Genomic DNA, 21,330 nt, shown 5'->3' with positions numbered 1-21,330 from the left:
GTCGTCAATTTGCCGCATGTCGATGGCTTAAAGATGCGGCATCATCCATTGATGATGCGACATCGTCACGGGGACCCTCCATGCATCACAGCGCCTTCGCCTCCCTCGCCCTTTCCGCCGCTTTGCTCACCGGAACCTTCACGTTGCCGCCGGCCGCATTCGCGCAGGACGCACCCTATGTGGACGATCGTTCGGACGGCGCGAAACTCGTCCGGTCGCTCTACAACGCGATCGAGCGGAAGGAATTTGCGCGCGCCTATGCCTATTTCGGCGACAAGCCGCCGGCCGGCGACTATGCGAGCTTCGTGCAGGGCTACAGGAACACGGTCGAGGTCGAGGTGACGACGGGCGTCGTGACGCAGGAAGGTGCGGCGGGCAGCCTCTACGCGCCGGTTCCCGTCGCCGTCCGCTCGGTGGACAAGGACGGCAAGGAGCGCGTCTTTGCCGGATGCTACGTGACGCGCATCGTCAATGCGGCCATCCAGGAACCGCCGTTCATGCCGCTGCACATCGAGAGCGCGGAACTCGGCGAGGTCAAGACGCCGTTTGCCGACGCCGTGCCGAAGGTCTGCCATTCACCGTCGTAGGAGCAAATCCAGCATAAGTGCGAAGCGGTTTTGCGTCCGGAGTTGCGTGAAAAGAGACCAGACCTTCCCGGATCAGGTCCCCGCGCGGCGGCGCTCCAGGAACTGACGGCGCTCGAACACAACGACCACCACGAGCGCCATCAGGAACGGGATGACGAGGTAGAACAGCCGGAAGATGACGAGTGCGGCCAGCACCGATGCCGGATCGATCTCGGGCAGGGCGGCGATGAAGATCAGCTCGAGCACGCCGATGCCGCCTGGCGCATGGCTGAGAAGCGCTGCCGAGAACGAGGCGAGGAAGACCCCGAGCACGACCATATAGCCGGGGTTGCCCGCCTCCGGCAGCGCGAAATAGATGATTGCGGCCGCGCCGATCAGCTCCACCGGGGCGATCATCAACTGCCGGACAGCAAGCGTCGGCCGCGGATATTCCAGCTGAAACCACCGCGTGCGGATGGGCTTGAAGCCGATGAGACTTCCGAGCAGATAAAGGCCGATCAGCACGAGGATGGCGATCGCCGTGGAGATCGAGGCTCCAAGCGGAATGACGTCGGAGAAGCGATCGACGATCTCCGGCTCGATCAGAAGCACGATCGCCGAGAGCGTCAGCGTTCCCAGCGCGAAGGTCAGCGAACAGAAGGCGACGAGAATGCCCGTTTCGCTGACACTCAACCCTTTGGAGCCATAGGCCCGGTAGCGCACGACGGCGCCCGAGAACACGGAAGCGCCGATGGTGTGCGACAGGGCATAGGCGGTGAAGGAGCAGACGGTGATGAAGGTCAGCGAAAGCCGCCGCCCGAGATGTTCGAGCGCCAGATGATCGTAGGCGGCGAGAGCCGCATAGGCCACCAGCGTGGCGCCTGCGGCGAGCAGCCAGCTCTTCAGCGGCACGGCCTGAAAGCTCGTCAGGAACTGGTCGAGCGAAAGCCCCCGCAGCTCATGATAAAGGCCGTAGAGCGAAAACAGGATAGCCGCCAGCCCGACGGCCGGCCAGATCAGGGCGCGGATCGTCTTCATGCAGGTCTTTTTCGGTCCGGCGGAGGCAGTCTCGACGTCATATGGGTCATGAGACCATTGCCATCCGGCCGGGTCAAGGGCAACCCGGCCGGCGGCGTCTTCACAATATCTTGAAATTTCAACGCGTCAGCGCGACGGTTGTACGCATCAGCGAGCCGTCGCCAGCGCGTCGAGGATGCGAACCCAGGAACGGATGCCCTTGTGGAAGGACTGGAGATCATACTTTTCATTGGGCGAATGGATGCGGTCGTCCGACAGGCCGAACCCGACCAGCAGCGATTCCATGCCCAGCATCTTCTGGAAGTCGCCGACGATCGGAATGGAGCCGCCCATGCCGATGATAACGGCCGCCTTCGGCCATTCCTCCGACAAAGCCGACTTTGCCGTGTTGAGCAGCGGCGAATCATAAGGGAGCTGGATGGCCGGCGAACCGCCATGCTCGTGAAATTCGACCGAGCAATCGGCCGGGATCTGCGCCCGGACATAGTCGCGGAAGGCCGAGCGGATGGCGGCCGGGTCCTGCTGGCCGACGAGGCGGAACGAAATCTTCGCGGACGCCTTAGAGGCGATGACGGTCTTGAAGCCCTCGCCCGAATAGCCGCCGGTGATGCCGTTGACCTCGGCCGTCGGCCGCGCCCAGGTGAGTTCGAGAACCGACCGGCCCTGTTCGCCTGAGGGGATGGAAAGGCCGATCTCGCCGAGCATCTTTTCGGCCGTCTGGCCGAGCGTTTCCCATGCGGCCTTGATCTGCGTCGGCGTCTCCTCGACGCCGTCATAGAAGCCGTTCAGCGTCACCCGGCCGGTCTCGTCGTGAAGGCCGGCGAGAATGCGGGACAGGATGTGGATCGGGTTGGCGGCAGCGCCGCCGAACATGCCGGAATGCAGATCGCGGTCGGCGGCGGTCACCACGACCTCCTCGCCCACGAGACCGCGCAGGCCGGCGGAGATGGCGGGCGTCTCGCTGTCCCACATGCCGGTGTCGCAGACCAGCGCGTAGTCGGCCGTCAGCTCCTGCGCATTGGCGGTCAGGAAGGGCTTGAGCGATGGCGAGCCGGACTCTTCCTCGCCTTCGAACAGCACCGTGACGCGGCACGGCAGGCTGCCATGGGTGTCCTTATAGGCGCGGCAGGCTTCCACGAAGGTCATCAGCTGACCCTTATCGTCGGAGGTGCCGCGACCGGTGATGACCTTGCGGCCAGGGGTGCGGCCAGGGGTGCGGTCAGGCGACAGCTCGCGCACGGACGGCGTGAAGGGATCCGTCTCCCAGAGCGACAGCGGATCGACCGGCTGGACGTCGTAATGGCCGTAGAACAGCACGTGCGGCGCGTCAGGGGTGGCACCGTCATGATGCGCGACGACCATGGGATGACCGGGCGTATCGCGCACCGAGGCCGTGAAGCCCAGGCTTTGAAGGTCCGAAACCAGCCATTCCGCAGCCTTGCGGCAGGCGTCCCTGTAGGCCGGATCGGTGGAGATGGAGGGGATGCGCACGAGGTCGAAGAGCCGTTCCAGGCTGGCGTCGAGATTGGTGTCCGCCTTGGCGAGAACGCCGGTGATATCGGTCATTGCACTGCTCCTTGATGTCGGCGCGACCCTACTCAAAAATTCCGGCTTGGGAAGGCCCGGATATCAACGTGGGCTGTCGGGGCCGTGTTCCCCGCCGGGATCGGTCTCCGCGTCGCGGTGCGCGGAGATATCTGCGGGCGCACACGCGGAATTGGCGATGGCCATGCGCATATATTCCAGCATCAGCGCGCGCTCGAAGCGGCGGAACCCGACAAAGAGCGCGTCATCGGCCGCCCGCGCCGCCGTCATCGCCTCGTCCCTCAGGCCACGGCCACGATCGGTGAGGAAGACCTGCCGGGTCCGCCGGTCGGTCGGGTGGGGACGTCGCGTGATCAGTCCGTCGCGCTCCATACGCGCCAGCGTGTTGGCAATGGTTGCCTGCTCGGCATCCAGCCGGTCGATGAGCTGGCGCTGGGTCAGCCCGTCCTCGTTCCACAATTCGGCGAGCACCGGAAACTGCCCCGGTGCAAAGCCGAGCTTGCGGCCCCTCTCCTGCAGCTGGCGGGAGAAGCCTCGAGCCAGCAGACTGGCGAGATAGGTGGCGGACTCCATGCGGTCATAGGCCATGAGAATGGGTACGCCCGGGACAGAATCCTGACAAGATCGCAGCGACCACCAAAAGCGGAAAAACCGCCATGCCCCCAAAGAAAAACCGCCATGGCGGAGGCGGGCCATGACGGTTTTTGATGATGGACAAAGGCCCGGAGAGGGGGGTTAGGCCTTTGTCCTTGCATCTGGGTTCGGCGGGGGACAGGCCTTGACCAGATGACGGCGCTAGTCGCTGCCGTTGGTTGAGATTTGTGGGTCCGAATGTGGCTTTTCAAGGGAAGCTCAGGGAAAGCCTGATTACAATTTGGTAAGGTTTGGGGTGGGTCCTCATTTTCCCGGCTTCTCCTTCATCAAACGGTGGGAGACCGCGCGGACGGCATCGGCGGGACGGGTTGCCCGATGGACCTTTCGCGCCTGTCGCGCTATCCGTGTCTCCATGAAAAAAGGCGATCATCTTTTCCTCGTGGACGGCTCCGGCTTCATCTTCCGGGCCTTCCACGCCATTCCCCCGCTGAACCGCAAATCGGACGGCCTGCCCGTCAATGCGGTCTCGGGCTTCTGCAACATGCTGTGGAAGCTTCTGACGGACGCGCGCGATACCTCCGTCGGCGTCACACCGACGCATTTCGCCGTGATCTTCGACTATTCCTCGAAGACCTTCCGCAACGATCTCTACGACAAGTACAAGGCCAACCGTACGGCCCCGCCGGAAGACCTGATCCCGCAATTCGGCCTGATCCGCCACGCCACGCGCGCCTTCAACCTGCCCTGCATCGAGATGGAAGGGTTCGAGGCCGACGACCTGATCGCCACCTATGCCCGCATGGCGGAAGAAGCCGGCGGCGACGTGACCATCGTGTCGTCCGACAAGGACCTGATGCAGCTGCTCACCCCTTGCGTCTCCATGTATGACAGCATGAAGGACAAGCAGATCGGCATTCCCGAGGTCATCGAGAAATGGGGCGTGCCGCCTGCAAAGATGATCGACCTTCAGGCGCTGACCGGCGATTCGACCGACAACGTTCCGGGCATTCCGGGCATCGGCCCGAAGACCGCCGCCCAGCTTCTGGAAGAGTTCGGCGATCTCGATACGCTGCTGGCCCGCGCCGGCGAGATCAGACAAGTCAAGCGCCGCGAGAACATCGTCGCCAATGCCGATCTCGCCCGCCTGTCGCGCGAACTCGTGACGCTGAAGACCGACGTGCCGGTGGAGATGCCGCTCGACGCGCTGGACCTGCACCCGCAGGACGGGCCGAAGCTCGTGGCTTTCCTGAAAGCCATGGAATTCACCTCGCTCACCCGCCGCGTGGCCGCCGCCACCGATACGAATGCCGATGCGGTGGATGCGGCGCATGTCCCGGTCGAGGGCGGCGCGCAGGCGCATGGGCCGGATCTCGACAAGGGCGAGGCCGCGCTCGCAGCCGGAAGCGCCGCACAGGCTGCACAAGGCAAGCCCGAAACCGCGCAGGAAGCGGCCAGCGTCCTCAGCCAGGCGCCTGTGCTGCCCGTGGAGACCGGGGCGACGCCGCAGGCGCTCGCCCAATCCCGGGCCGAGGCCTTTGCCACAGCGCCTATCGACCGCTCGACCTATGTCACGATCCGCGATGTCGCGACGCTTCAAAGCTGGATCGCGGCGGCCCGCGAAGCCGGGCTCGTCGCCTTCGACACGGAAACCAATTCGCTCGATGCGATGCGCGCCGATCTCGTCGGCTTCTCGCTCGCCATCGCCGACAACAGCCGCGATGCGTCCGGCACCTCCATCCGCGCCGCCTACGTGCCGCTGCTCCACAAGAGCGGCGTCGGCGATCTCTTGGGCGGCGGGCTCGTGGAAAACCAGATCCCGCAAGGACAGGCGATCGATCTCCTGAAGAGCCTGCTGGAAGACCCGGCCGTCCTCGTCGTCGCCCAGAACATGAAATACGACTATCTCGTCATGAAGCGTCATGGCGTCGAGATCGCCCGCTTCGACGACACGATGCTGATGTCCTACGTGTCGGATGCCGGCGCGAACACGCATGGCATGGACACCTTGTCCGAGCGCTGGCTCGGCCACCAGCCAATCCCCTTCAAGGATGTAGCCGGCAGCGGCAAGTCGATGGTGACGTTCGACTATGTCGATATCGACCGGGCCACCGCTTACGCCGCCGAGGATGCCGACGTGACGCTGCGGCTCTGGCATGTGCTCAAGCCCCGGCTTGCCGCCAAGAAGCTCATGCGCGTCTATGAGCGGCTGGAGCGGCCGCTGGTTCCCGTTCTCGCGCGCATGGAAGAGCGCGGCATCTCCATCGACCGGCAGATCCTGTCGCGGTTGTCAGGAGAACTCGCGCAGGGCGCGGCGCGGCTGGAGGCCGAAATTCACGAGCTGGCCGGCGAAAGCTTCAATATCGGCTCGCCCAAGCAGCTGGGCGATATCCTGTTCGGCAAGATGGGCCTGCCCGGCGCGTCGAAGACCAAGACCGGTCAATGGTCCACCTCGGCGCAGGTGCTCGAAGACCTGGCACTGTCCGGCCACGACCTGCCCCGCCGCATCGTCGACTGGCGCCAGCTGACCAAGCTGAAGTCCACCTATACCGACGCCCTGCCCGGCTTCGTGCATCCCGATACCCGGCGCGTCCACACGTCCTATGCGCTGGCCGCCACCACCACGGGCCGGCTGTCCTCGTCGGAACCCAACCTCCAGAACATCCCGATCCGCACCACCGAAGGCCGCAAGATCCGCACGGCCTTCATCGCGACGCCGGGCCACAAGCTGATTTCGGCCGACTACAGCCAGATCGAGCTTCGCGTGCTCGCCCATGTGGCCGATATCCCCCAGCTCCGGCAGGCATTCGCCGACGGCATCGACATTCACGCGATGACGGCGTCCGAAATGTTCGGCGTACCGGTCGAAGGCATGCCGAGCGAGATCCGCCGGCGGGCGAAAGCCATCAATTTCGGCATCATCTACGGCATCTCCGCCTTCGGCCTCGCCAACCAGCTCTCCATCGAGCGCTCGGAGGCCGGCGACTACATCAAGCGCTATTTCGAGCGCTTCCCCGGCATTCGCGACTATATGGACGCGACCAAGGCCTTTGCGCGTGAGAACGGTTACGTCGAGACCATCTTCGGCCGGCGGGCGCATTACCCCGACATCCGCTCCTCCAACCCTTCCGTGCGCGCCTTCAACGAGCGTGCGGCGATCAACGCCCCGATCCAGGGCTCCGCCGCCGACGTCATCCGCCGCGCCATGGTGCAGATGGAGCCGGCGCTGGAGGCGGCAAAACTCTCCGAGCGCTGCCGCATGCTGTTGCAGGTCCATGACGAACTGATCTTCGAAGTGGAGGACACCGAGATCGACAAGGCCATCCCCCTCATCGTCTCCGTCATGGAAAACGCCGCCATGCCCGCGCTTGACATGCGCGTGCCGCTGAAAGTCGATGCCCGCGCCGCGCATAACTGGGATGAAGCGCACTGAGACGTCGGGGCTTGTCCTGACGCAAACGTTCAAGGCAGTCTCTACCCCGAGGCCGCTACGAACTGAGAATGCTGAGCCGGTCTCCGCAAGAGACCGCTGGCACAATCCATCGAGATTTTACGCTTTTGCAGGCTTGAATTTATATCTTTAAATATATATTTCTCGAGGCTGACCATGCCGTACGATGTAAAATTCCATCTCGACTTCATTGCGGAATGGAAGGCGTTGGAAATGGGTTTGAAAGAGCGTGTTGGCGAGGTTTTGGATTATCTCGAAGACGACGGCCCGTTCCTGGGTCGGCCTGAGGTGGATACGCTTTCGGGTTCCAGACACGCCAATATGAAAGAGATCAGAGTTACATTCGCAAGACAGGTGTGGCGTTTCGCCTTTGCCTTCGACCACAGCCAGGCCGCCATCGTCCTTTGCGGCGGGGAGAAGCAAGGCAGGAACCAGAAGCTCTTCTACAAACAGCTCATCAGCAAGGCTGACCCCCGTTTCGACTCATGGCTGAAGGAGAAAAATGATGAGCAATGACTGGAAGACGCTCCGCGCCGAACTGCCGCAAGACGTTCGTTCGCGCCTCGACGAAAAACGCGGCGCGCGGCGCCTGGGACAGGCTCTGTCTGAGGTGCGAAAGGCAATGAACGCGACACAGCAGGACGTTGCCACGCGCGCCGCCATGACGCAAAACACCGTCTCGAAGATCGAGAACGCTGACGACGTCCTCGTTTCCTCGGTGGTCCGCTACATGCATTCCATCGGTGGCGGTGTCGAGCTTGTCTTGAAGACGTCTGACGGCAAGGCGACGCGGGTCGACTTCGATCCCGAGATCTACATCAAGCACTCCGCATAACCCCGGCGCGCGTTTCCTGAAATGTCTCAGGTCGCCTGCGCATCGTGCTGCCGAAAGCAGCCAAAAAGGCGGGAGAGGCCCTGACGGCCTTCATGGGCAAGGTCGAAGCGGCGACCGAAGAGAAGCCATTCGCTGCACAGGCCCTTGATCATCCAGCGCAGCGCCCGTGCCGCGCTCGATGGCGTCCAGGCGCCGCTGAGGGCGCCACGCGATGCGGCTCTGCCGAAGGCGTCCTCGAGAAACCGGGTGTGCTCGTCGTCGATTTCCTGCTGGCGTCCCAGCACCGGGGCGAGGTCGCTCGTGTAGTCGCAGCGCAGGAGGATGGTGAGAATGCGCTGGCGCTGCTCGTCGCAGGCCATGACATCCAGCCAGTCGCCGGCGACCGCTTCGATATGCGCGAGGATATCGATCCCGACGGTCTCGATTTCGTCCCGCAGCAATTCCTCATCGGGCAGGGGCACCGCCTTGTAGAGTTCCAGAAAGATATCGGCCTTGTTCTGGAAGTGCCAGTAGATCGCACCGCGGGTCACGCCTGCGACGGATGCGACATCCTCGAGCGTCGCATTGGAGACGCCCTTCTCGAAGAACACATGCTCCGCCGCATTCAGGATGCGGTTGCGGGTTTCCTCCGCTTTCGCCTTCGTCCGCCGCATGGTCTCGTGAACCTCCCACAGGGGCGGCCCGCCTGACGGCGGGCCGGAACCGCGATCACTCGGCCGGTGTGGTGCCGGCGGTGTGGCCGGCATCGCGGCCAGAACCATGGCCGGAAGCCGGTGTCGTCTGCTCGTTCTTCTTGCCGCGCTGAAAGATCTTCATGACGAAGACGAAGAAGACCGGCACGAAGAAGACTGCGAGGATGGTCGCAGAGATCATGCCGCCGAGAACCCCGGTGCCGATCGCGTTCTGGCTGGCGGCCGAAGCACCACTGGCAATGGCGAGCGGCACGACGCCGAGCGTGAAGGCGAGCGAGGTCATAAGGATCGGGCGGAAACGCAGGTGCGCCGCCTCGATCGTCGCATCCATCAGCGACTTGCCGGCCTCCATCTGCTCCTTGGCGAACTCGATGATCAGGATCGCGTTCTTGGCCGACAGGCCCATGATCGTGATCAGACCCACCTTGAAGTAGACGTCGTTGGAGAGGTCGCGCAACGTGATGGCAATGACCGCGCCGATGATCCCCAAGGGAACCACCAGCATGACCGAGATCGGGATCGACCAGCTTTCGTAGAGCGCAGCCAGGCAGAGGAAGATCAGCAGGCAGGAGAGCCCGATGAGAAGCGGTGCCTGCGATCCCGACTGGATTTCCTCGCGCGACTGGCCGGACCACTCATAGGCAAAACCCGAGGGCAGTTCGCCCATCAGCCGTTCCATCTCCGCGATCGCCTCGCCCGAGGAATGGCCCGGCGTCGCCTGGCCCGAAATGCGGATGGAGGGATAGCCGTTGTAACCGACGGTCTGCGCCGGCCCCATCTGCCACTCGATGGACGAGAAGGCCGAGAGAGGCACCATGCCGCCATTCGTGTTGCGCACGTTCAGCGTCAGCAGGTCGGAGGGCTTGGTGCGCTTGGTCACGTCGGCCTGCACGGTCACGCGTTGCAGACGGCCCGAATTCGGGAAGTCGTTGACATAGGTGGAGCCGAGATTGGTCGAGATGGTCGCGTTGATATCGGCAAAGGCGACACCGAAGGTGTTGGCCTTCTCGCGGTCCACGATCAGGTTGAGCTGGGCGACATCCGGCAGGCCGTCCACGCGGACGCCGGCAAGGATCGGGCTCTGCGCGGCAAGGCCGAGCAGCTGGTCCCGGGCGGCGGCCAGCGCCGTATCGCCCTGGCCCGCACGGTCCTGAAGGCGGAACTCGAATCCGTTGCTGGTGCCAAGCCCCTGGATCGGCGGCGGCGACAGCGCGAAGGCGATCGCGTCGCGGATCTGGCTGAAGGCGATGGAGGCCCGCATGGCGATCGAGGACGCCGCATCGTCGGCACCGCGATCCGCCCAATCCTTGAGCGTGATGAAGGCGAGCGCGGCGTTCTGGCCGGAGCCCGAGAAGGAGAAGCCGTTGACGGCGATGATGCGGTCCACCGCGCCTTCCTTGCCGAAGAAGCCTTCCACCTGCTGGATGACCTCGGTCGTCCGGTTGGCGGTGGCTTCCGAGGGAAGCTGCATGGAGACGATGATGTAGCCCTGGTCTTCGTTCGGCAGGAAGGCCGAGGGGAGGCGCATGAACAGGTAGCCCATGGCCGCGACGATCACGAGATAGACGAGCATGAAGCGGCCCGACCGCTTGATCATCCAGGCGACCCAGCCGCTATAGCCGTGCGAGGTCTTGTCGAAGCCACGGTTGAACATGCCGAAGAAGCCGCGCTTCTGCTGGTGCTGGCCCTTCGGGATCTGTTTGAGGAAGCTGCCGGCAAGCGCGGGGGTCAGCGACAGGGCCAGGAAGGCGGAGAACAGGATCGAGGTCACCATGGTCAGCGAGAACTGCTGGTAGATGACGCCGACCGAGCCTGGGAAGAAGGCCATGGGAATGAACACGGCGGAGAGAACCAGCGTGATGCCGATGACGGCGCCGGTGATCTGGCCCATCGCCTTGCGCGTCGCCTCCTTCGGCGTCAGCCCCTCTTCCGTCATGATGCGCTCGACGTTCTCGACCACGATGATGGCGTCGTCGACGAGAATGCCGATGGCCAGCACCATGGCGAACATGGTCAGCACGTTGATGGAGAACCCTGCCGCATAGATGATGGCGCAGGTGCCGAGAAGGGCGACGGGAACGACGATGGTCGGGATCAGCGTGTAGCGGATGTTCTGGAGGAACAGGAACATCACGAGGAAGACCAGCGCGATGGCTTCGAGCAGCGTGTGCAGCACCTTTTCGATCGAGACCTCGACGAAAGGCGCGGTGTTGTAGGGAATGGAATATTCGACGCCTGTCGGGAAATAGCCTTTCAGCTCCTCCATCCGTTCCTCGATCAGCGTCGCGGTGTTGAGCGCGTTGCCGGTCGGGGTCAGCTGCACGGCGATGGCGGCCGAAGGCTTACCGTTGAGGCGGGTCGAGGTGTCATAGCTCTGGCCACCGACCTCGATGCGGGCGACGTCGCGCAGGCGCACGGCCGAACCGTCGGGATTGGCGCGCAGAACGATCGCACCGAACTCTTCCGGCGAGGACAGCTGGCCCTTGACGAGAACCGGGGCCGAGACCTGCTGGGTGATGGGGTTCGGCTGGGCGCCGATGGAGCCGGCAGCGATCTGGGCGTTCTGCGCCTGGATGGCGCTGGTCACGTCGCCAGCCGTCAGGTTCAGGCCGACCATCTTGTCGGGGTCGATCCACACACGCATGGAGCGCTCGGAGGAGAACAGCTGCGCCTGGCCGACGCCCTCGATGCGCTGGACTTCGTTCAGCACGTTGCGGCTGAGATAGTCGCCGAGACCGATGGCGTCCATCGAACCGTCGGTGGAGGTGAGCGAGATGATCAGGAGGAAGCCGGAGCCGGCTTCATCGACCTGGATACCCTGCTGCGTAACCGCATCCGGCAGGCGCGGCTCGACGCGGCGAACGCGGTTCTGCACGTCCACGGCCGCATCGCCCGGATCGGTGCCCGGTGCGAAGGTGACGTTGATGGAGACGGAGCCGGCGGCGTTCGACGTGGACTCGAAATACTGGAGACCGTCGATGCCGTTCAGCTCGTTCTCGATCAGCTGCGTCACGCCCTGATACGTCTCGGTGGAAGACGCACCGGGATAATTGGCGGAGATGCTGATCTGCGGCGGCGCGACGCTCGGATACTGCGCGATCGGCAGGAAGGGGATCGCGATGATCCCGGCAATCATGATGAAGAGGGCGACGACCCAGGCGAAAATGGGCCGGTCGATAAAGAAACTGGGCATGGACCGTCCTTAATTCGCTTGTGCAGGTGCCGCTTGCGCAGGCTTGGCGCCGCCTTCGGGCGCGGCAGGCTTGTCGGCGGCCGCAGACGGAGCGCCCGCCGCAGTGTTGCCGGCAGGCTCGCCTTCCGGCTTCGTCGCGGCCGGTGCCGCTTCGCCTTCGGGCTTCGGCGGCTCGGGGTTCCAGTCGACGGCCTTCACCGGCGCGCCGGGGCCGACCTTCTGGAAGCCCTCGACGATGACCTTCTCATCCGCCTTCAGGCCGCTCGAGATCACCCAGCGATCGCCGACGACGCGGCTCGTCGTGACCGGGCGGATCTCGACCTTGCTCTCGCCATTGACGACATAGACCAGCGCCTTGCCGGCGGTATCGCGCTGGATCGCCTGCTGCGGCACGGCGATGGCATTGCGCTCGATGCCCTGCTGGATCAGGCCGCGCACATACATGCCGGGCAGGAGATCGCCGTTCGGATTGGCGAACTCGCCGCGCAGCGTGATCTGGCCGGTGGTCTCGTCGACGGCCGCTTCCGAGAAGAGCAGACGGCCCTTTTCCGGATAGGGCGTCCCGTCGTCCAGCACCAGCTGGGCGGCCGCCTCGTTGGCATCCGTCATCAGCTGGCCGTCCTGCAGCGCCTTGCGCAGGCGGATGACATCGGTCGCCGTCTGGGTGAAGTCGGCATAGACAGGGTCGAGCTGCTGGATGGTCGCGAGGTTCTCGGTGCCGTTCTGGCTGACCAGCGCGCCTTCGGTGATGAGCGCGCGGCCGATGCGGCCGGTGATCGGCGCGGTGACGTTGGTATATTGCAGGTTCAGGCGCGCGGAAGCGACGCCGGCCTCGGCAATCGCCACATCGGCATCGGCCGCTGCCAGCTGGGCGACGGCATCGTCGAAATTCTGCTGGGTCGCGACATTCGAGCGGCGCAGCTGCTCCTGCCGCTCGGCCGTGATCCGCGCCTGGTTCTGCACCGCCTTTGCCCGGGCGAGCGTCGCCTCGGCGCTATCCACCTGCACCTGGAACGGCGCGGGATCGATGCGGTAGAGCACGTCGCCCTGCTGCACCGTGGTGCCCTGCTCGAACACGCGCGCGACCACAATGCCGGAGACGCGCGGGCGAACTTCCGCCGTGCGGGTCGCAGCGATTCGGCCCGGAAGCTCGTTGGTGATCGGCAGTTCCTCGGTCTTCGTCGTGACGATGGCGACTTCGGACGGCGGGGGTGCCGGCTGACCTTGCGCCTGGCTCTCCTCCTGCTGGCAGGCACTCAGAAAAGCCGCACTGATGACGACAGCGGCGAGCGTCAGACGATTGGTCCGCATAGATAGGTCCCACGAAAAAGACCGGCGCGCGCATGAGATCTCATGGCGTCGGCCGGAGGAAACGAAAATCAGACAGTTGCCCGAAGACGGATTCAGGGCAGGTCGTGCGCTATACAAACACGAGTGTATGTTTTCGAGTCAAGCAGATCCTGCTGATGATGCAGTGCACAATTTTGTGATGACTTACCAAAACTACGCCTCGTCCTGACGTCAGACGCCGGTCGAACCGAAGCCGCCGGCGCCCCGCGCCGTTTGCGAAAATTCCGTGGCCTCCACCACGCGCGCCTGCGTCACCGGCGCAATGATCATCTGGGCGATGCGCATGTCGCGGGTGATGGTGAAGGGCTCCGAACCGTGGTTGATCATCAGCACCTTCACCTCGCCGCGATAGTCGCTGTCGATCGTCCCCGGCGTGTTGAGGCAGGTGATGCCGTTCTTGAAGGCAAGGCCCGAGCGCGGCCGCACCTGCCCCTCGAACCCTTGCGGGATCTCGAAGACGAAGCCGCTCGGCACCAGCGCGCGGGTCCGCGGCGCCAGCACCAGCGGCTCGTCCGCGGGCACGGCCGCCCGCAGGTCCATGCCGGCCGCACCGCGGCTCTCATAGGCCGGCAGCGCCAGGCCTTCTCCATGCGCAAGACGGATGACGGCGAGAACGGGACCGAGAACGTCCGGCATGATCGGCTCCTTCGAAAGACGGGAACAAGGCGGTGCAAGCGTCGGGATGACGGCGTCAACGGCGTCAATTGCATATCGGCCGTCATATCGCTAGATAAGCCCTGCAAAACAGGACAATCCCGATGGCTGAAACGCTTGCCGATGCGGTCTCCCGCCGCCGAACCTTCGCGATCATCGCACACCCCGACGCGGGCAAGACGACGCTGACCGAAAAGCTGCTGCTGTTCGGCGGCGCGATCCAGCTGGCGGGCGAGGTCAAGGCGAAGAAGGACCGTATCCAGACGCGGTCGGACTGGATGAAGATCGAGCGCGAGCGCGGCATCTCGGTCGTCACCTCCGTCATGACCTTCGAATATGGCGGCAATGTCTTCAACATCCTCGATACGCCCGGCCACGAGGACTTCGCCGACGACACCTATCGCACGCTGACGGCGGTGGATGCCGCCGTGATGGTGATCGACGCCGCCAAGGGCATCGAGCCGCGGACGCTGAAGCTGTTCGAGGTCTGCCGCATGCGCGACATCCCGATCATCACCTTCATCAACAAGATGGACCGGGAAAGCCGCGACCCGTTCGAGATCCTCGACGAGGTCGAGGAGAAGCTGGCGCTCGACACGGCGCCGATCACCTGGCCCATCGGCCGGTCGAAGAGCTTCTGCGGCTCCTATTATCTAGCCGAAAACACGGTGCGCGCCGCCGATACGCAGGTCGAGGCGCTGAAGGTCAACGGCCCGCAGGCCGTCGCCGACCGGCTGCCGGAAAACGAGCGCGCCGCCTTCATCGAGGAGACCGAACTCGCCATCGAGGCCTGCCGGCCGTTCGACAGGCAGGCCTTTCTCGAAGGCCACATGACGCCGGTGTTCTTCGGCTCGGCGCTGCGCAATTACGGCGTGCGCGACCTCATCGATGCGCTGGGCGCCATGGCCCCGCCGCCGCGCGATCAGGTGGCCGACATCCGCACGGTGCATGCGAGCGAGGACAGGATGACGGCCTTCGTCTTCAAGATCCAGGCCAATATGGACCCCAACCACCGCGACCGCATCGCCTTTGCGCGCATCTGCTCGGGCAAGCTGGAGCGCGGCATGAAGGCAAGGCTCGCCCGCACCGGCAAGCAACTCGGCCTCACGGCGCCGCAGTTCTTCTTCGCCTCGCAGCGCCAGCTTGCCGATACGGCTTATGCCGGCGACGTGGTCGGCATTCCCAACCACGGCACGCTGCGCATCGGCGACACGCTGACGGAGGGCGAGAACCTCGTCTTCCAGGGCGTGCCGAACTTCTCGCCGGAAATCTTGCGCCGCGTGCGGCTGGAGGATGCCATGAAGGCGAAGAAGCTCAAGGAAGCCTTGCAGCAGATGGCCGAAGAGGGCGTCGTGCAGCTGTTTTCGCCCGAGGACGGCTCGCCCGCCATCGTCGGCGTCGTCGGCGCGCTCCAACTCGACGTTCTCAAGGAGCGCCTGCAAGGCGAATACGGCCTTCCCGTCTCGTTCGAAATGGCCCGCTTCTCGATCTGCCGCTGGGTCTCCTCCAGCGAGCCCGGCGAACTCGACCGCTTCATCACCGCCCGTCGCGGCGACATCGCCCGCGACCTCGATGGCGATCCGGTGTTCCTCGCCCAGGACGGCTTTTCGCTCAATTACGAGGCGGAACGCTGGAAGGCGATCAAGATGGTCGCCATCAAGGAATATCACGTCGCCAAGGCGGCGTGATCTTCACGGACGGCTTGCAAACACCGCCTCCCTCGCGAAACGTCATCCCAACGCGCAAACGTCATCCTCGGCCTTGTGCCGAGGATGACGAAAAAAGGTGATCAGGCCACCAGATCCTTCAGGAAATCGTCGCACCAGCGCACCACGTCGTGCTCGTTCAGATAATCCATCATCTTGCCCCACCGCTCCTGCCGCTCCGGCAGCGGCATGGACAGCGCGCGCGCAATCGCGTTCGCCGTACCCTCGATGTCGTAGGGGTTGACCAGCAGCGCGCCATCCAGTTCGCGTGCGGCCCCCGCAAAGCGCGACAACACCAGCACGCCCGGATTTTCCGGGTCCTGCGCCGCGACGTATTCCTTGGCGACGAGGTTCATGCCGTCGCGCAGCGGCGTGACCAGCCCCACCTTCGCCATGCGGTAGAGCCCGGCGAGGATCGGCCGCGAGATCGAGCGGTTGATATAGCGGATCGGCACCCAGTCGACCGTGCCGAGCGCGCCGTTGACGCGCCCCGCCTGCTCGGCCACCGTGCGCTGCATCGCCTCGTATTCCGGCACTTCGGAACGGGATTTCGGCGTCACCTGTAGATAGGTCACCTTGCCCTGCTGGCCCGGGCTCGCCTCGATGAAGCGCTCGAAGGCGTCGATGCGCTGGGTGATGCCCTTGGAATAGTCGAGCCGGTCCACCCCGATGATCAGGTCGCGCCCCTCGATGCTGGCCGCCGCCTTCTTCACCATCACATGCGATGCGCTCTTCCGGGCAAAATTCGCGAACGCCTTCGTCTCGATACCGATGCCATAGGTGCCGCCCTTGAAGATGCGGCCATGCGCGCTGTAACGGCCCGGCTTGATCTCGTTGCCGATGCCCTCGCGGCGCAGCCCGCCGGCGAAATTCTCCAGATCGTGATCCGTCTGGAAGCCGATGAGATCGTAATGCGAGAGCCCGCGCATGATCTCCTCATGCACCGGCATGGCGAAGAGCACGTCGGCCGGCGGCCAGGGGATGTGAAGGAAGAACCCGATCCGGTTCTGGATGCCCATCTGCCGCAGTTCGGCCGCAAGCGGGATCAGATGATAGTCATGGATCCAGATCACGTCGTCCGGCTGCAACATCGGCGCCAGCCGATGCGCGAAGAAGCGGTTCACGCGGAAATAGCCGGCCATTTCCTTGCGCCCGTATTCGGCGAGATCCAGCCGGTAATGGCAGATCGGCCAGAGCACGCGGTTGGCGAAACCGAAATAATATTCCTCGACATCCTTGTCGGTCAGGTCGGTCAGCGCATAGGTGATCTTGCCCCGGTCCTTGAGATCGAGCGCTGCCGGCTCCTTCGTGCCACTGGACTTGCCGGACCAGCCCATCCAGATGCCGCCATGCTCCTCAAGCGCGGCTTGCAGGGCCACGGCAAGGCCACCCGCCGGGGCATCGCCCGATTTTTCCGGCACCGGCACCCGGTTGGACACGACGATGAGACGGCTCAATGTTTCTTCCTTTCGACTGTCCGCCTGCCGCTTTTCGGGCAGACGGAGAGGTACGCGGGGGCGCTCACGGCTTGCCCGCGCGGGCCAGCGCCGTCAGTGCGTTGCGCACCGCCTCGGCCGAGCCGATGATGGCCTGCGCCTGCGTTTCGAAACCCGGCGCACCGACCCTGAGCGACATCCCGCCTGCGGCATTCGCCACCTTGAACATGGCCTCGTCCGTCACGTCATCGCCGATGGCGAGCGGCTTGCGCCCCTCGAAGGGCGGCTGCGACAGGAAGGTCATGACGGCGGCGCCCTTGCTTGCCGTCGAAGGGCGAAGCTCCACGACCATCTTGCCGAATTGCAGGCCCCAGTCGCCGCCGATGGCAACCGAGGCGCGCCGCATGATGTGCTCGACATCGGCGCAGCGCTCCGGCGCCAGCCGGTAATGCAGCGCCACGGCGGCGCCCTTGTCCTCGAACAGCACGCCATCCCAGTCCTTGACCGTCTTGGCGAGTTCGTTCTTCAGCGTGACAAAGGCAGGCGTGATGTCTGGACGCGTGATCGTACCGGTCTGGTCGCGCAGTTCGGCGCCATGAAGGCCGGCGATCGGGAAGGTCGCGGGATCGAACAGCACGTCGGCATAATGCAGCGCCCGCCCGGTGACGAGCGCGAGCGCACCGCCGAGACGGTTGGAGAGCGACATGAGCGTTGCGGGCAGATCGGGGGGAACGACGATCGCATCCGGCGTTTCCGCCAGATCGACCAGCGTGCCGTCGATGTCGAGAAACAGCGCCCAGTCGTCCGGCTCTGCGGCAATGCGCCCGAAGACGTCGGCCGAGACGTCAGCTGGCACGTCGGGCAGCGGCTCTTTCCCGCCCGTCGTGACGCCCGGATCCGGTGTGAGAAGCGTGTGGGTGTCGTTTGGCATGAGCGTCTAGTTAGGTCGCCGCGTGTCCGCGGCAACCCTTAACGACGCCGGTGCGTGCTTAAACGCCGGACTTTTCAACCAGCATGAGACGTCCGTCGGCGGCAATCTCAACCGAAAGTCCTTCATAGCCCGGGATCTTCAGATGCGTCGTTTCCATCGGATGCTCGTGCGTCGTGGTGACGACAGCGACATCGGCGCCCGCCGCCTCGCCGGCCATGACACCGGCCGGAACGTCTTCGAACACGAGGCAATCAGCAGGATCGAAGCCGACGCGCTCGGCGCCGAGCCGGTAGCAATCCGGCGCCGGCTTGCCCTGCGTCACGTCTTCCGCCGTCACCAGAAATTTCGGCGCGGTGATGCCGGCCTTGGCAAGACGCGCCTTTGCCAGCGGCAGCGGCGAGGAGGTGACGATGGCCCAGCGGTCGGCCGGCAGCGTCTTCAAAAATTCCAGCGCACCGGGGATCGGCTTGACGCCTTCGACATCGTCGATCTCGGCCTGGGTGATATAGGCTGCCTCCTTGACCGGATCGACGCCGGGCAGGCTCAGCTGCGTGATCGTATCGATGCCCCGCTTGCCATGCATGAAGGGCAGGAAGGTCTTGAGGTCAAGCCCGTGCGCCACGGCCCACTTGCCCCAGACACGCTCGGCCGCTGCAATGGAGTTCAGGAGCGTACCGTCCATGTCGAACAGGAAGGCGGAAAACGGCTTGCCGAGCGTGGGATGCGGGGAGACGGCCTCGCTCGAAGACGACGCAGGACCGGGAGACATATGAGAAGCGGACGGGAGAGAAGACAAGGCAGGCATTCCTTTCGGTCTCGGACAGGACGCGGCCGGATGACGTCATGCGTGGCAGGCCGCTTTACAAAGGTCCCCCGGCTTAAGGATATCCCGGACGGAATGCAAACGACGAACGCCGGGAGCGTTCGAATCCCCGCACATAACCCCTCACCGCCTTTCGACAGCAAGCCGCAGCGCCGTGACCGCGCTGAACCGTCTCAATCCCCTGCCTTCCCCGGCAGGTCGGCAAGGCGTGAAACCGGAAACGGTTTCAACAGAAATGATGCGACCGCGTCACGTCCACCGTCCGGTTGCCCCGACACCGGGCTTCGTCAACTCTGCCCGTGCGAGCGGGGATACCGGCGCGATGGCACGGCTGTAATTTCAACGCCTTATCGAAAATTTCGGCCTCATTCATCCCCGCCCCGTCCGCGCCGTGCCATCATCGCCCCGTTCCGTCGCGGATACACCGGAAGGCGTTCCGGCGAGGCGGGGCCGGCTCCGGGGGGCAAGGGCGCGACGCAAGCCCGGTCTCCAGGGGTCCGCAGAAAATGGTCTCCCTCCGGGACGGCGGTGCGATGCGGTCCTGCATCGGGCCGGATGCGCCCGGACGTGCCTGTGCGGCACACAGCTTCGGTTCCGCCTTTCACGGTTTCGACCGCGCAGGGCAAACCGGGGTCAGAGAGACCGGAGTTGCGGGCATAAACCGCCGAACGGGGCACCGGAAGGTGTCATATTAAAACTTATCTAACGCGGCAACTTTCGGTGCCCCGTCCGACATCTCATCTTCAGGCCTCCGGCGTTTTCGCGCGCGGGGTCGTCGTCACACGCCCGTGAAAAGCCAGGCGTGCTCCTTCGCATTGTTGAATTTCCACGCCCGCGAGGGGCCTGCCATGACGTTGAGGTAGTAAAGATCGTAGCCATGGATCGCGGCGACCGGGTGGTAGCCTTTCGGCACCAGCACGACGTCGCCATTCTCCACCGCCATGGTTTCGTCCAGCGCGCGGTCGTCGGTATAGACGCGCTGCATGGCGAAGCCCTGCGAGGGGTTGAGGCGGTGGTAGTAGGTTTCCTCGAGCAGGCTTTCGGCCGGCAGGTTGTCCTCGTCGTGCTTGTGCGGCGGATAGGACGAGGTGTGGCCGCCGGGGGTGATGACCTCGACCACCAGCAGCGCATTCGCCGCCCCGTCGTCCTCCGGCATGATATTGGTGACGTAGCGGGTGTTGGTACCCTTGCCGCGCGTCATCTGCGGGTGCCTGTCCGGCCGGATGACCTGCGCCGTGAACCCTTCGCCGCCCGGCGCCGAGCAGACCCCGAGTTCCAGCTCCGTCGTCGCCGTCACCGTATAGGTGGACCCCTTCGGCACGTAGACCGAGAACGGAGCGCCCTCGAACGGGCTCATCCGCTCGCCGAGTTCGCCGAAATCCTCGCCATCGACCGTCACCCGCGCCTTGCCGGCGACGAGCACGAGGCAGACCTCCCGCTCGCCTGTTTCGCCTGAGATCGTCTCTCCGGGACCGAGCCGGTGCAGCTGAAAGCCGACATAGGTCCAGCCGGCGCTCTCCGGCGTGATGTCATGGACGAGACCGCTGCTGCCCTGCGGCTTGACGAGAAGGTTCGGCATGTCAGGTTCCTTCCGGAGGTGCGATTCAGGACCGGTCGAGACCGGCCTCCCGTGCAAAGGCCTTCAGCGATGCGAACCCGAGCGACTGGTATTCGAAGGGAATGCGGATGGCGCTGTCCTGTTCCGCCTCGATCACCAGCCAGCCGTCATAGCCGTGCTCGGCGGCGATCTTCAGGACGGGTACGAAATCGACGCCGCCCTCCTCGTCGCCCGGCACGGTGAAGACGCCGCGGCGCACGCCTTCGAGGAAGGACAGGCCGTTCTCCTCGACCTGCTTGCGCACCGCGGGGCGGACGTTCTTGGCGTGGATATGGCGGACGCGGTGCATGTATTTCGCCGCAAGCTCCGCCGGGTCCGAGCCGCCGAACCAGGCATGGCCGGTGTCGAGCAGGAGCTTGGTCGCCGGCCCCGTCGTCTCCATCAGCCGGTCGATCTCGGGGCCGGTCTGGACGATCGTCCCCATGTGGTGGTGATAGACGAGATCGATGCCCTGATCGGCGCAATATTGCGCAATCGCCTCGATGCCGGCGCCGAATGCCTCCCACTGATCGTCGGGCAGCACCGGCTTGTCGGCCACAAGCGAGGTCGCGTCATTGCCATGGATGGCGTTGGAGGTCTCGCAGACGATGCAGACCTTGCAGCCATTGGCTTTCAGCAGATCGAGATGCGGCTGGATCGCCGCCTTCTCGGCCTCGACGTCATGGATGAGAAGATTGGTCGAGTGCCAGCCGGAGACGAAGACGAGGCCGTATTCGGCCAGCTTCGCTTTCAGCGCCTGCGGCTCGCTCGGCATCTTATGCCCCTTCTCGATGCCGTCGAAGCCGATCTTCCGGCAATCGGACAGGCAATCTTCGAGCGAAAGATGGGCGCCGATCGTCTGATCGTCGTCATTGCTCCAGGCGATCGGGTTGGTTCCGTAGCGGATCATGATGCTTCTCTG

At 64.5% G+C, this 21,330-nt stretch carries 17 protein-coding genes; 5 read left to right on the top strand and 12 right to left on the bottom strand.

What is annotated here, in order from left to right; all coding sequences use genetic code 11:
* The first annotated feature begins 80 nt into the window (after window positions 1-80).
* Window positions 81-587: a hypothetical protein gene (locus GA0004734_RS03890; protein ID WP_092931346.1), complete on the top strand. Its 507-nt coding sequence runs from the start codon at window positions 81-83 to the stop codon at window positions 585-587.
* Between the two features lie 72 nt (window positions 588-659).
* Here GA0004734_RS03890 and GA0004734_RS03885 read toward each other — a convergent pair whose 3' ends face one another.
* The 3 genes from GA0004734_RS03885 to GA0004734_RS03875 form a co-directional block, all read right to left on the bottom strand.
* Window positions 660-1,604, bottom strand: coding sequence for a lysylphosphatidylglycerol synthase domain-containing protein (locus GA0004734_RS03885; protein WP_092931344.1), 945 nt, complete (start codon window positions 1,602-1,604; stop codon window positions 660-662).
* Window positions 1,605-1,751: 147 nt separating this feature from the next.
* Window positions 1,752-3,170 carry a dipeptidase gene (locus GA0004734_RS03880; RefSeq protein ID WP_092931342.1) on the bottom strand — a complete coding sequence of 473 codons (1,419 nt, stop codon included), beginning with the start codon at window positions 3,168-3,170 and terminating at the stop codon, window positions 1,752-1,754.
* A gap of 63 nt (window positions 3,171-3,233) precedes the next feature.
* Window positions 3,234-3,737 (bottom strand): MarR family winged helix-turn-helix transcriptional regulator, encoded by a 504-nt coding sequence (locus GA0004734_RS03875; protein WP_092931340.1) that lies wholly within the window; start codon window positions 3,735-3,737, stop codon window positions 3,234-3,236.
* Window positions 3,738-4,155: 418 nt separating this feature from the next.
* On the opposite strand from GA0004734_RS03875, the gene polA reads away from it, so the two are divergent.
* The 3 genes from polA to GA0004734_RS03860 all read left to right on the top strand — a co-directional run bounded on the left by polA (window position 4,156) and on the right by GA0004734_RS03860 (window position 8,026).
* A complete protein-coding gene (gene polA, locus GA0004734_RS03870) occupies window positions 4,156-7,173 on the top strand; it encodes a DNA polymerase I (RefSeq protein ID WP_092931338.1) in 3,018 nt (1,005 codons plus the stop codon).
* A gap of 174 nt (window positions 7,174-7,347) precedes the next feature.
* Window positions 7,348-7,707 (top strand): type II toxin-antitoxin system RelE/ParE family toxin, encoded by a 360-nt coding sequence (locus GA0004734_RS03865; RefSeq protein WP_092931336.1) that lies wholly within the window; start codon window positions 7,348-7,350, stop codon window positions 7,705-7,707.
* Entirely contained in the window at window positions 7,697-8,026 is a 330-nt protein-coding gene (locus GA0004734_RS03860) for a helix-turn-helix domain-containing protein (protein WP_092931334.1), read from the top strand. Before GA0004734_RS03865 ends, GA0004734_RS03860 begins: the two co-directional genes overlap by 11 nt.
* A 26-nt stretch (window positions 8,027-8,052) precedes the next feature.
* Here the strand turns inward: GA0004734_RS03860 and GA0004734_RS03855 are convergent, their stop codons facing one another.
* The 4 genes from GA0004734_RS03855 to dut form a co-directional block, all read right to left on the bottom strand.
* Window positions 8,053-8,679, bottom strand: a complete 627-nt coding sequence (locus GA0004734_RS03855) for a TetR family transcriptional regulator (protein ID WP_092931332.1) — start codon at window positions 8,677-8,679, stop codon at window positions 8,053-8,055.
* A 55-nt stretch (window positions 8,680-8,734) separates the two neighbouring features.
* Window positions 8,735-11,911: an efflux RND transporter permease subunit gene (locus GA0004734_RS03850; RefSeq protein WP_092931330.1), complete on the bottom strand. Its 3,177-nt coding sequence runs from the start codon at window positions 11,909-11,911 to the stop codon at window positions 8,735-8,737.
* Between the two features lie 9 nt (window positions 11,912-11,920).
* Entirely contained in the window at window positions 11,921-13,222 is a 1,302-nt protein-coding gene (locus GA0004734_RS03845) for an efflux RND transporter periplasmic adaptor subunit (protein WP_092931328.1), read from the bottom strand.
* A gap of 210 nt (window positions 13,223-13,432) precedes the next feature.
* On the bottom strand, window positions 13,433-13,897 hold the full coding sequence (dut, locus tag GA0004734_RS03840) for a dUTP diphosphatase (RefSeq protein WP_092931325.1): 465 nt from the start codon (window positions 13,895-13,897) through the stop codon (window positions 13,433-13,435).
* Between the two features lie 122 nt (window positions 13,898-14,019).
* On the opposite strand from dut, the gene GA0004734_RS03835 reads away from it, so the two are divergent.
* Window positions 14,020-15,603, top strand: coding sequence for a peptide chain release factor 3 (locus GA0004734_RS03835; protein ID WP_092931323.1), 1,584 nt, complete (start codon window positions 14,020-14,022; stop codon window positions 15,601-15,603).
* Window positions 15,604-15,704: 101 nt separating this feature from the next.
* Here the strand turns inward: GA0004734_RS03835 and otsA are convergent, their stop codons facing one another.
* The 5 genes from otsA to iolE all read right to left on the bottom strand — a co-directional run bounded on the left by otsA (window position 15,705) and on the right by iolE (window position 21,318).
* Window positions 15,705-17,078, bottom strand: a complete 1,374-nt coding sequence (gene otsA / locus GA0004734_RS03830) for an alpha,alpha-trehalose-phosphate synthase (UDP-forming) (protein ID WP_092931321.1) — start codon at window positions 17,076-17,078, stop codon at window positions 15,705-15,707.
* Window positions 17,079-17,142: 64 nt separating this feature from the next.
* Window positions 17,143-17,988 (bottom strand): trehalose-phosphatase, encoded by an 846-nt coding sequence (otsB, locus tag GA0004734_RS03825; protein ID WP_092931319.1) that lies wholly within the window; start codon window positions 17,986-17,988, stop codon window positions 17,143-17,145.
* A gap of 58 nt (window positions 17,989-18,046) precedes the next feature.
* Window positions 18,047-18,757 carry an HAD-IA family hydrolase gene (locus GA0004734_RS03820; RefSeq protein ID WP_092931317.1) on the bottom strand — a complete coding sequence of 237 codons (711 nt, stop codon included), beginning with the start codon at window positions 18,755-18,757 and terminating at the stop codon, window positions 18,047-18,049.
* Between the two features lie 832 nt (window positions 18,758-19,589).
* A complete protein-coding gene (gene iolB, locus GA0004734_RS03815; protein WP_092931315.1) occupies window positions 19,590-20,390 on the bottom strand; it encodes a 5-deoxy-glucuronate isomerase in 801 nt (266 codons plus the stop codon).
* A 25-nt stretch (window positions 20,391-20,415) separates the two neighbouring features.
* Entirely contained in the window at window positions 20,416-21,318 is a 903-nt protein-coding gene (iolE, locus tag GA0004734_RS03810) for a myo-inosose-2 dehydratase (protein ID WP_092931313.1), read from the bottom strand.
* Window positions 21,319-21,330 lie beyond the last annotated feature (12 nt).

Origin of the sequence: Rhizobium sp. 9140, from assembly GCF_900067135.1 — a bacterium.
Taxonomy (GTDB): domain Bacteria; phylum Pseudomonadota; class Alphaproteobacteria; order Rhizobiales; family Rhizobiaceae; genus Ferranicluibacter.
This window is presented reverse-complemented; position numbering and strand designations above follow the sequence as displayed.